8 protein-coding genes are annotated in these 11,037 nt (G+C 28.0%); 6 read left to right on the top strand and 2 right to left on the bottom strand.

The window, feature by feature from the left end:
* Positions 1–75: 75 nt before the first annotated feature.
* The 6 genes from COL3_RS24910 (at position 76) to COL3_RS24885 (ending at position 8,419) form a co-directional block, all read left to right on the top strand.
* Entirely contained in the window at positions 76–1,194 is a 1,119-nt protein-coding gene (locus COL3_RS24910) for a GGDEF domain-containing protein (RefSeq protein ID WP_008419413.1), read from the top strand.
* Positions 1,195–1,229: 35 nt separating this feature from the next.
* Positions 1,230–2,948: a bifunctional diguanylate cyclase/phosphodiesterase gene (locus COL3_RS24905; RefSeq protein ID WP_008419411.1), complete on the top strand. Its 1,719-nt coding sequence runs from the start codon at positions 1,230–1,232 to the stop codon at positions 2,946–2,948.
* A 61-nt stretch (positions 2,949–3,009) separates the two neighbouring features.
* Entirely contained in the window at positions 3,010–5,025 is a 2,016-nt protein-coding gene (locus COL3_RS24900) for a PAS domain S-box protein (protein WP_008419408.1), read from the top strand.
* A 111-nt stretch (positions 5,026–5,136) separates the two neighbouring features.
* Positions 5,137–5,529, top strand: a complete 393-nt coding sequence (locus COL3_RS24895) for a hemerythrin family protein (RefSeq protein ID WP_008419406.1) — start codon at positions 5,137–5,139, stop codon at positions 5,527–5,529.
* A gap of 257 nt (positions 5,530–5,786) precedes the next feature.
* The gene (locus COL3_RS24890; protein WP_008419403.1) at positions 5,787–7,478 is read left to right on the top strand and encodes a methyl-accepting chemotaxis protein; all 1,692 of its coding nucleotides are present in this window, start codon (positions 5,787–5,789) and stop codon (positions 7,476–7,478) included.
* Positions 7,479–7,705: 227 nt separating this feature from the next.
* Positions 7,706–8,419, top strand: coding sequence for a YdcF family protein (locus tag COL3_RS24885; protein WP_008419401.1), 714 nt, complete (start codon positions 7,706–7,708; stop codon positions 8,417–8,419).
* Positions 8,420–8,437: 18 nt separating this feature from the next.
* Here the strand turns inward: COL3_RS24885 and COL3_RS24880 are convergent, their stop codons facing one another.
* Together COL3_RS24880 and COL3_RS24875 are read right to left on the bottom strand one after the other, a co-directional pair.
* Positions 8,438–8,941: a hypothetical protein gene (locus COL3_RS24880; protein WP_008419398.1), complete on the bottom strand. Its 504-nt coding sequence runs from the start codon at positions 8,939–8,941 to the stop codon at positions 8,438–8,440.
* A gap of 342 nt (positions 8,942–9,283) precedes the next feature.
* Positions 9,284–10,690 (bottom strand): amino acid permease, encoded by a 1,407-nt coding sequence (locus COL3_RS24875; RefSeq protein ID WP_008419395.1) that lies wholly within the window; start codon positions 10,688–10,690, stop codon positions 9,284–9,286.
* Between the last annotated feature and the right edge of the window lie 347 nt (positions 10,691–11,037).

Raw genomic sequence — 11,037 nt, 5'->3', positions numbered from 1 at the left:
TTGATATATAAAGAAAAAATTAAGAAGAGTAGTGTAAATACTTTACACTAACTTATTTAAAGGGAGGGTATATTTATGGACATAATAGAAAAGGTAAAAGAAAGATTATCAATTTTTAAAAATTTATATGATGTAATTAGAGTTGTAAATCCTATAAAGAAAGAAACTATTATAGTTAAAGATAAGGGAGTACAAGAATTAAATGGAACTTGCTATGCTCTATGGAAAAAGGATACTTTTTGTGAAAATTGTATATCAATGAGGGCATATAATAATAATGATACTTTTGTAAAGATAGAATATGATAAAGAGAAAATTGTTTTAATAACCGCAACACCAGTAGAGATTGATGGAATAATATATATTGTTGAAATATTAAAGGATATAACTCAAAATGGGAGTGTATTACATAAATTGACTGAAGGCACGAATTCCGTAGAAGAATTGATTAGTGCTATGAATGAAAAAGCAGTTACTGATGAATTGACAGGTTTATATAATCGAAGGTATATCAATGAAAGGTTGCCTGTAGATATTAACTACAGCAAAATCAGCAAGATGCCATTATCTATAATTATGACAGATATAGATTATTTTAAAAAGGTTAATGATAAATATGGACATGTTATTGGAGATAATATTTTAAATGATTTTTCTAATCTAATACTTAAATCATTGAGAAATAATTCTGACTGGGCAGGAAGATTTGGTGGAGAAGAATTTATTATCGTACTTAATGGCACCGAATTAAAGAATGCATATGCTATAGCTGAAAAGATAAGAAAGCAATTAGAAAATACAACATTTGAATATGGAGAGCTTAAAATCAATATAACTGCAAGCTTTGGCGTTTATAGTATTACTGATAATGATATAAGTATTTCGGATCTGTTATCAAAAGTAGATAAAAATTTATATAGGGCAAAAATTAGTGGAAGAAATAGGACAATATTAAATCAGGAAAATATTGAAAATATAAGTGAAGCTGAATTTGAAAGTCCTGAAGAGAAGATCATTAAGATATCAGAATTAAATAGACATATTAATGAGATACGGGAAGTTTTAAATGAAGTATGTTGTACTGTAGACACAAATGAAACTATAAATGATAGGTTAGTTATTAGTCAATATTTGGATGAATTAATAGTAAAGTACATGAAGGAATTAAACCATAAAAATACTGGCAAAAATTAATTATACCTATTTAAAAGGAGAACAAAAAATTTTTTATGATGATAGAAGAGAATAAATTAAACTACATAGAGGTATTTAAAAAGTATAAGCAGGCAGTTGATGAAGTTAATATTGCAGTTTGGGAGTGGGATCTTAAAGAAAATAAGTTTTTCCTTTCTACCGCTTGGGAGAAAATTACACAATATAATTTAAATGAATTTAGTAATTTATTTGACTGTATTGAAAAGAGTGTGCTACATGAAGATAAAGATAGTGCTATAAACGATTTGAACTTTTTTATAAATGGGAGCTCATCTTTATATAAAAGCGAATTTAGAATTGTTACAAAAGCAAATGAAATTAAGTGGATTTTATTAAATGGAAAGATGATAAAAAATGAAAATGGAGAATCAGTACGCTTATTTGGCTTAGGAAGAGATATAACTGAAGAAAAGGAAAGCAAGAAAATATTAACTGAAAGTGTATATTATGATTTTCTTACTAAGCTACCTAATAGAGAACTGTTTCTAATGGATTTTAAAACTACTTTAGAAAAGACAAAACAGTTAAATCAAAAAGGAGCAATAGTACTTATAGATTTAGATAATTTCAAGTCTATTAATGATACTTTAGGTCATGATTATGGCGATTTAATGTTAAAGGTATTTTCGCAATTGATAAATGTTTGCGCTAAGAATCACGGTAGTTTGTATAGAGTTGGTGGGGATGAATTTATCATACTTTTAGATGAATTTGATTCTGTAGATAATTTAAAAGAATTATGTAATAGTATAATAAATTATTGCAAAAAACCATTTGAACTTAGTGATAAACAAGTATATATGACAACAAGTATAGGCGTATCGACTTTTCCGCAAGATAGCACTGATATGAATGATTTATTGAAATTTGCGGACTTGGCTATGTATAAATCGAAAGCTGTTGGAAAAAATACATATACTTTTTTTGAACTAGATTTAATCAAATTATATGTAAGAAGAATAATAATTGAAAATGAATTAAAAGAATCAATAAAAAACAATGAACTTTCAATTGTATATCAACCTCAAATAGATGCTGCTGAAAATAGAATAGTTGCCTTTGAGGCTTTATTAAGATGGAATAATAAAAAGCTTGGGTTTGTATCTCCGGCTGAATTCATTCCCATAGCTGAAAAAACTGGGATAATTATAGATATAGGTGATTGGGTGATTGAAGAAGTATGCAAAAAAATTCGTGAATTTAAAGAAAAAAAGTACAAATTTAATAATGTAGCAATTAATGTTTCACCTATTCAAGTTAAAGAAACTGATTTTAAGGATAAGCTTATAAAAGTATGTGAGAAAAATGAAATTCCTTTAAATTTACTTGAAATAGAAATTACAGAAAGTACACTAATTGATTTAAATGAAGAAAAAATTGCAGATTTGTATGATCTTATAAAAAGAGATATAAACATTTCTATTGATGACTTTGGAACAGGATATTCTTCTTTGAGTTATTTAACAGTTTTACCTATAAATACTTTGAAAATTGATAAGTCTTTTGTTGATAATATTGAGGATGAAAAAAATAGAGCTGTAATAGAATGCATTTTAAGTTTATCAAAAAGGCTAAGATATAAGGTTATAGCTGAGGGTGTAGAAGTTAAAGAACAGCTTAAGATATTGATGAATTTAGGCTGCAATATAATTCAAGGGTATTATTTTAGTAAACCAGTAGGTGAAGATGAGCTTGAAAAGATGTTAATAAATGATCTGGGAATTTTAGAATAGGCATTTGTTAAGATAATTTATAGGTTATTAACACTCTAATTTAAGTTAAGGAGGGTAAGAGGTGAAGGATCAAAAAACAAGTGAAAATAGTTTTAGAAAAAAATATGACGATTTAAAGATATACGAAACTGCATTATATAATGCAAATGATATAATAATTCTATTTTCAAGTGAAGGTGATATTCTAAAAGTTAATAAAAAAGCTATTGATACATATGGTTATAGTGATGAAGAAGTACTTTCAAAGAATATATCTGAATTAAGGTATGCTCAAAATTTGGAATTATTATCGAATCAATTTGCAAAAGCTAAATTAGGCGAGATTGAATTTGAAACTATTCATTATAGAAAAGATGGTTCCAGTTTTCCAGTAGAAGTTAAATCAATAGGAATAGAAATTAATGACGAAACATTTGTTCTAAGTATAATACGAGACATAACTAATAGAATAAAAAATGATGAGAAAACTCGCGAACTTGCCTCTTTAGTTGAAAATACAGATGATGCAATTATAGGAAAAGATTTAGATGGAATTATAACTAGTTGGAATTTAGGGGCAGAAAAGATTTATGGATATAGGAAAGAAGAAGTGATTGATAAAAATATATCTATAATAATTCCGGAAGACAAAGTTAATGATTTTTATGAAATAATGAGACAAATTAAAAATGGAGAAAAAATTAAAGGGTTTGAATCTAAGAGAATAAAGAAAGATGGTGAGTTAATAGATGTTTCTATTACAGTTACCCCAATTTACGATTTAGAAGGAAAGTTAATAGGAGCCTCTAATATTACAAGGGATATAACAGAGAGCAAAAAAATAGAAAAAGAATTGAGAGATAAATATGAAGAAACATCTGCTTTGTATGAAGAGCTCATAGCAATAGAAGAAGAATTAAGGACCAATTATGAGGAGATAGAAAAAGCAAAGGAAGAGGCAGATAAGGCTAATAATGCTAAAAGTGAGTTTTTAGCAAATATAAGTCATGAAATTAGGACGCCTATGAATGGAATTATAGGCGTAATAGATCTGCTTAAAGTAACTGAACTTAGTAACAGTCAAAAAGAATATCTAGATATGCTTAGTCATTCATCTAGGTTATTACTAGGTATTTTAAACTCAGTATTAGATATTTCTAAAATAGAATCTGGAAAGTTTGAACTTAATCTAAAGCCATTTAATCTTAAGAAAACTTTAGATAGAATTATTAAAGAATTATCTATTGCTGGGAATAATAAAAATTTAGAAGTCTTTTACTACATTGACCCATATATAAGCTTTGACTTAATAGGGGATGAAATACGATTAAATCAAATATTAATAAATCTAATTAATAATGCTATAAAATTTACTGAAAGCGGCCAAATAATATTTAAAGTTAAAAAGATAGATATTATAAAAAATAAACTAACTTTAGAATTTTCAGTACAAGATACTGGAATTGGCATCAAAGAAGAGTTTAAAAATGATATTTTTAAAAAATTTGTTCAACAAGATATGACTTACACTAAAAAATATGATGGTACAGGATTGGGACTTGCTATTTCAAGAGATATAGCAAAGTTAATGAATGGAGATATATGGTTTGAAAGCATAGAAAACAAAGGAAGTACTTTCTATTTTAAGGCAGAATTTTTGTTAAATTATGATGCGAAAAAAACTCATGGTAAAAAGCTTAATACATGCGATAAGAAAATAGCTATAAATAAAGCAAAAAAGATACTTATTGTTGAAGATAATGAGATTAATATGAAAATTGTTTGCGAAATGATAAAAGGTTTAGGATATGAATTTGAGTGTGCATTTGATGGAAAACAAGCTTTAGAAATATTGAAAGAAAATAATTTTGATTTAATCCTAATGGATATACAAATGCCAGAATTAAATGGATACGACACTACTAAGATAATAAGGGACAGTGAATTAGGAACACAAAATCATATTTATATTATTGCCATGACTGCTTATTCTATGAACGGAGATAAAGAAAGATGCATTGAAATGGGGATGGATGATTATATTTCTAAGCCATTTGACCTTAGTACATTAAATAATGTTATCTTAAAATATCAGTAAAGTATTATAGTCAGTTCATAATAAGAAAAATAACAAAAGAAGCATTAATTAAAGTTATAAAAGTTATAGTTTTAGATGTGATATTCACAAATATTATTTTGAGGTGATTTTATGATAAAATGGAAAGAAGATTACAACTTAGGAATAAAACATATTGATGAACAACACGAAAAGCTGTTTGAAATAGCGGATCGTGCACTTAATCTTTTGAAAAATGAATTTATTGTAGACAAGTATGATAAAATAATTGAAATACTTGTAGAACTTAAAGAATATACAATTTTTCATTTTAAATCAGAAGAAGATTATATGTCTAGTATAGGATATAAAAATTTCTTTTCTCATAAGGTAGAGCATGAAAACTTTATTAATGAAGTTAATAATATTGATTTGAATGCTATAGATGTGGATCAGGATGAATCTGTAAGAAAAATATTAGAATTTGTAGTAGATTGGATAGATAAGCATATTTTAAATCAAGATAAATCTATAATAGAAAAATAGAAGTTAAATTTTGCATAATTAATTAAATCAACGGCGATAATTTTATCGCCGTTAAAAGCATTTATGCAGGAAAAAAATTATCATAATCATTTTAATTTAATAAAATTTAAAACATAATATTTGCGTATTAGATTAAAAAATGCAGAATTTTGTTTAGTTTTTAATATATTTATTGAATGTTATCACGTATTAAAGTAAAATTAAAATGAATTATTATACATAGTTTGTGTAATAATATCATTTATTAGGGGTGAAATATGGGTAAGCTAGGGGTAAAAATGTTAAGACTGGTATTGTTGATATTGGGGCTGATGGCAGCAATCTTAATAATAGCCAATATTATTGTATTTAAAAAATTTCAAACTGATATGAAAACTACTGTTAATGGATCTATTTTAGAATTGGTAAATTCTGTTGATGGAGATAAACTTGAAAAGGTTATAAATGAAAAATCAACAGATTCTTCTGAATATAAAGATTTACTAAATTCAATGAGTGTAGCTAAATCAAAAAGTGTTGCTAGAAATTTTTATACACTTTTAAAGGTGGATGATGAAAAGGCAGTTTTTTTAGTTGATGTTTCAGTGGAAGCGTCAGAATTTTTAGAAGAATATGAAATGGATAACGAAATGAAGGCGGCTTTTAATGGTGAAGTTACTGTAACTGATCAGTCATATACCGATGAGTATGGAACATATATTTCTGCATATGCACCAATTAAGGATTCGCAAGGAAAAATTGTAGCTATTGCAGGTATAGATGTAGACTCAAGTATGTTTGAAGGGATTAAAAGTACTTTATTTAAAACAATGATAATTACAATAGTATTATTATGCATTTTGTCTATGATTATAGTTTTTGGATTCTCTAGGAAATTAAGTAAGAATGTTATGGAAGTACAATTTGCTTTGGAAAGAATAAGTGATGGAGATTTAACTGGAAATGTTAATATAAGAACAAAGGATGAGATAGAAGACATAGCCACTTCAATTAATAAGGTTAAAAGTTCTCTAAAGGATTTAGTAAGCAATGTTATGAATACATCAAAAGATATTGATAATATTGTTGATACAGTAAATGATAAAGTAAAATATTTAAATGGGGATATAGAAAAGGTTTCAGCCACTACACAAGAGCTATCAGCAAATGTAGAAGAAACAGCTGCATCAGCAGAAGAGATGTCGTCAACCTCAGAGGAAATAGGGAAGGCTGTTAATTTTATAGCTGAACAATCATCCAGAGTTGCAGAAAAAGCAGCACAGATAAGTAAAAAAGCTAAAAGTATAAGGGTGACTTCAGAAAATAATCAAAAGGAAGCAGAAAAAATATTTAGAGAAACTGAGAGTAGATTGAAAGCTTCTATTGAAAAAGCAAAGGCTGTAGAGCAAATAAATGTTTTATCAGATTCAATACTTAAAATAGCAGAACAAACTAATTTACTTGCACTAAACGCAGCTATTGAGGCCTCAAGGGCTGGTGAAGCAGGTAGAGGATTCAGTGTTGTAGCCGAAGAAATAAGAAAACTTGCAGAACAATCTAGTGATACTATAAATAAAATACAAAGTACAACAGGAATTATAGTGTCTTCTGTTGAAGAGTTGACAGATAATTCTAATAATATGCTTAATTTTATAGAAGATACAATATTAAAGGAGTATAAAACCTTAATTGAGACAAGCAATAATTATGATGAAGATGCGCTGTATTATAAAGAGTTTTCAAATAATTTAAGTACAACTTCAAAAGAGCTATTGTCTTCAGTGCATGAAATATTGAAAACTATAGATGGAGTAGCAAGCGCAACCGGTGACAGTGCTGGGGGGACTTCAAATATAGCAACTAGCATTTTTGAAGTAAGCGAAAAGTCTAATATTGTGTTGGAAGAAGCATTATTAGCTAAAGTGAGTTCAGGAAAATTGAAAGAAGAAATAGCTAAATTTAAAATATAAAAATACAAGAAGAAGGCCGTAAAGCTTCTTCTCGTATTTTTAAGCGTTACTTCTTAATAATTGGAAGCCGAATTTCAAATTTTCTTCAACTATGAAGATATTATTACAATATTATGAAATTAAACATACGATTCTTAATACCTTATTACATCTTTACTAGTTATAGATATAATAAGTTTATACGATATTAAATTAACTGAAGCAAAAAATGTGTAGGAGGAATGAGTATGGAGAGAATTAAGTATATTATCCAAGCATTGTGGATTGCATTTAGCATTCCTGCTATAATTTTGGGAATTTTGATTCTTATTCGTCATTTCTTCAAAAAAATGATGAGAAAAAATATGTTTTTGATTAAAGTATATAAAATAGTTAAAATATTTTTATGTATTGGATTTATAGTTTTTATTGCATTAGAAGCTGCAATAATAAGTTATCAAAAAAATAATGAAAAGAAGGATGATTATATCATTGTACTTGGTGCTGGCCTTGATAATGGAAAGACTCCTAATTTAATATTAAGTGAAAGATTAGATGCAGCAATAAAGTGTGAAGTAGAAAATCCAAATCAATATATTGTTTTATCTGGCGGACAAGGCGCAGATGAATGTATATCAGAGGCTGAAGCTATGAGTCAGTATCTTCAAGAAAGAGGAATAGATAAAGAAAAAATGATAATAGAAGATAAGTCAAGAGATACAGATGAAAATTTAAAGTTTTCTAAGGAAAAAATAGAGGAACATAGTCATAAGTTAATAGCTGATGTTAATGTAAAAATAGTAACTACAGATTTCCACGCCTTTAGAAGCAGTATATTAGCTAAGAAAAATGGTTATGTTAATTTTGATAATTATTCTAGTTCCACTATTTGGTATTTTGTCCCTTCAACATATATTAGAGAAGCATTTGCAGTCGTTAAGAGTGCTATATTTGATAAATAAATATAGCAGCCCTGGAGGTTAGTTCTTTATTTTTAGTGTTTTACTATATTCGCTGTCATCATTTGCTATAATAACAAAAGCTCTAGGATATTCCTTTATAAATCGTACATTAAATTTAATCCCGGGCTGAGGAAAAGAGTATTCATTAAGTGAATCTGTGTGAGCAATATTAAAATCCGAGGTTAAACAATAAGTTGAAATAGTATCATTATTATTTTGTTTGATATTAACATTATAACGTAAGACAGGTTCATCGTTGTAAAGATTTGATGTTTGAGAAATATCTTCGACTACGCCTTGTCCATTAACTCCAAACTTGTCAATAAGAAAATTTGTTAATAAATGTCCGGCAAAAAAGTTCAAAAAACAAAGTGAAAATATGATAAAGGAACAAATGAATGTTGGAAGTTTGAGTTTTTTGGGAAGAATGACTGGAATAAAAAGTCCTAGTATGATTATCGCTAAAAAAGTTAGAATAGGATGAGTTTTTAATCCAATTAGAAAAATAATTATATTATCCATTATATAACCTCCAAAATACTATAGGAATCATAAGCATATAGTCAAAGTAAAATATAATTTAAATCTCTATAAGTTTCTAATATATTTTTAAAAAAGCATTTTTGTAATTTCTAAATAAATTCTTAAAAATTTAACTAATAATAGCTTCATTATATATATGATAAGGTAAAAAGCATTAAAGTATAATTAAGGAATTATTAAATGTATGTAAAAATAGTGTAAGTAATACATTTAATGCATGCAAAATAGCACAGGGTCTATCCCTGTGCTATTTCATGTGTATATTGACATATAAGTTAATGTTATCGAGTTATAAATTATAAAGAAATTTGGCTTGAGTTTTTATTCTTCACTGCTGGCAGGGTCGCCATTCATAGTACTATGACGTCTTCCGTATGCGAAGTAAACTATGACTCCTAAGACAAACCAAACTATAAATCTTATTTTGGTTGCAGTTTCAAGCTGCCAAATTAGTCCTAAGCACGCTAATGATGAAATTATTGGTGTAATTGGAACAAGTGGACATTTAAACGGTCTTTGCAAATCTGGTCTCTTCTTTCTTAATACAATTACTCCAAGAGAAACAATAATAAATGCTGCTAGAGTACCTATGTTAGTTAATTCCGACACTATTCCTATTGGTAAGAATCCTGCAATAATTGCTGTTACGACGCCAACTATTATAGTACTATTTACAGGTGTTTTTGTTTTTTTGTTGATACCGCCAATAACTTCTGGCAAAAGTCCATCTCTTGACATTGCAAAAAATACTCTAGTTTGCCCAAACATCATGACTAAAAGAACAGAAGTTAAACCAAATACTGCTCCAACTGATACTAAAGCCGATCCCCAGTTTATTCCTATTTGTTCAAGAGCAAAGGCAACTGGCGCTGCGGTATTCATATAGTTTAAATACGGAACTACACCTGTTAGAATAGCTGATACAACTATGTATAATAATGTGCATATTAAAAGCGAAGCGATTATTCCCTTTGGTAAATCTTTTTGAGGATTCTTCACTTCCTCTGCAGCTGTAGATACTGCATCAAAACCTATATATGCAAAGAACACATATGCAGCACCTTGTAATACGCCATTAAATCCATAAGGCATAAATGGATGCCAGTTTACAGGTTTAACGTGCCCAACCGCTAAAAATATAAACAAGAAAATTATTCCGATTTTAATAGCAACAATAAAATTATTAAATCGTGCACTTTCTTTAACACCTATGATTAATAGAATTGATATAACTCCAATTATAAGCATTGCTGGCAGGTTTACTATTCCACCATCATATGGAGAATTTACTAAGCTGGCAGGTAGTTCAATACCCATATTTTTGAGAAGGTTTACTATATATCCAGACCATCCTATTGCTACTGCTGCTATTGCTACAGCATATTCTAATATTAAATCCCATCCTATTATCCAAGCCCATATTTCTCCTAAGGCTGCATAGCCATAAGTATATGCACTTCCAGCTACGGGAATCATTGCAGCAAATTCAGCGTAACAAAGAGCTGCAAATGCACAAGCTAGTCCTGCAACAATAAATGATAATACTAATGCTGGTCCGGAAAACTTTGCGGCAGCAACTCCAGTAAGTACGAAAATACCACTTCCTACAATAGCGCCAATTCCCAACATTGTAAGTTCAAAAGAGCCTAAAGCTTTCTTTAAAGATTTTTCGCCTTCAGTTTCTTGAAGTAAACTTTTAACCGACTTTTTTCTAAAAATGTCTTTCATAATAACATTTGTCTCCTCTTCTTTTTTTATTTTGTGCAGAGATAAAAATAATAAATAAAATGTAACGTTTCTGTAATATTTTAATATTATACTATGAATTTTATAATTCATCAATAAAATTGTCGAATAAATCATATTATGATAATAATGAAGAGGAAAGAATAAGAGATTTATAATTTAAAAAATAGATATGAACTTATCTTTATTATTGTTAAGGGGAATTATTAAATTTATCTAATATAAGTTGTTGTTGTTACTTTTACTAATATTTTAATAGATTATAATTAGTGATAATGGTTAATATATTACTGCCAAGCAAAATTAAATTAATTAAGGGAGGTAGATAT

This window comes from Clostridium sp. LS, assembly GCF_002760435.1.
In the GTDB taxonomy this organism is placed as follows: domain Bacteria; phylum Bacillota; class Clostridia; order Clostridiales; family Clostridiaceae; genus Clostridium.
This window is presented reverse-complemented; position numbering and strand designations above follow the sequence as displayed.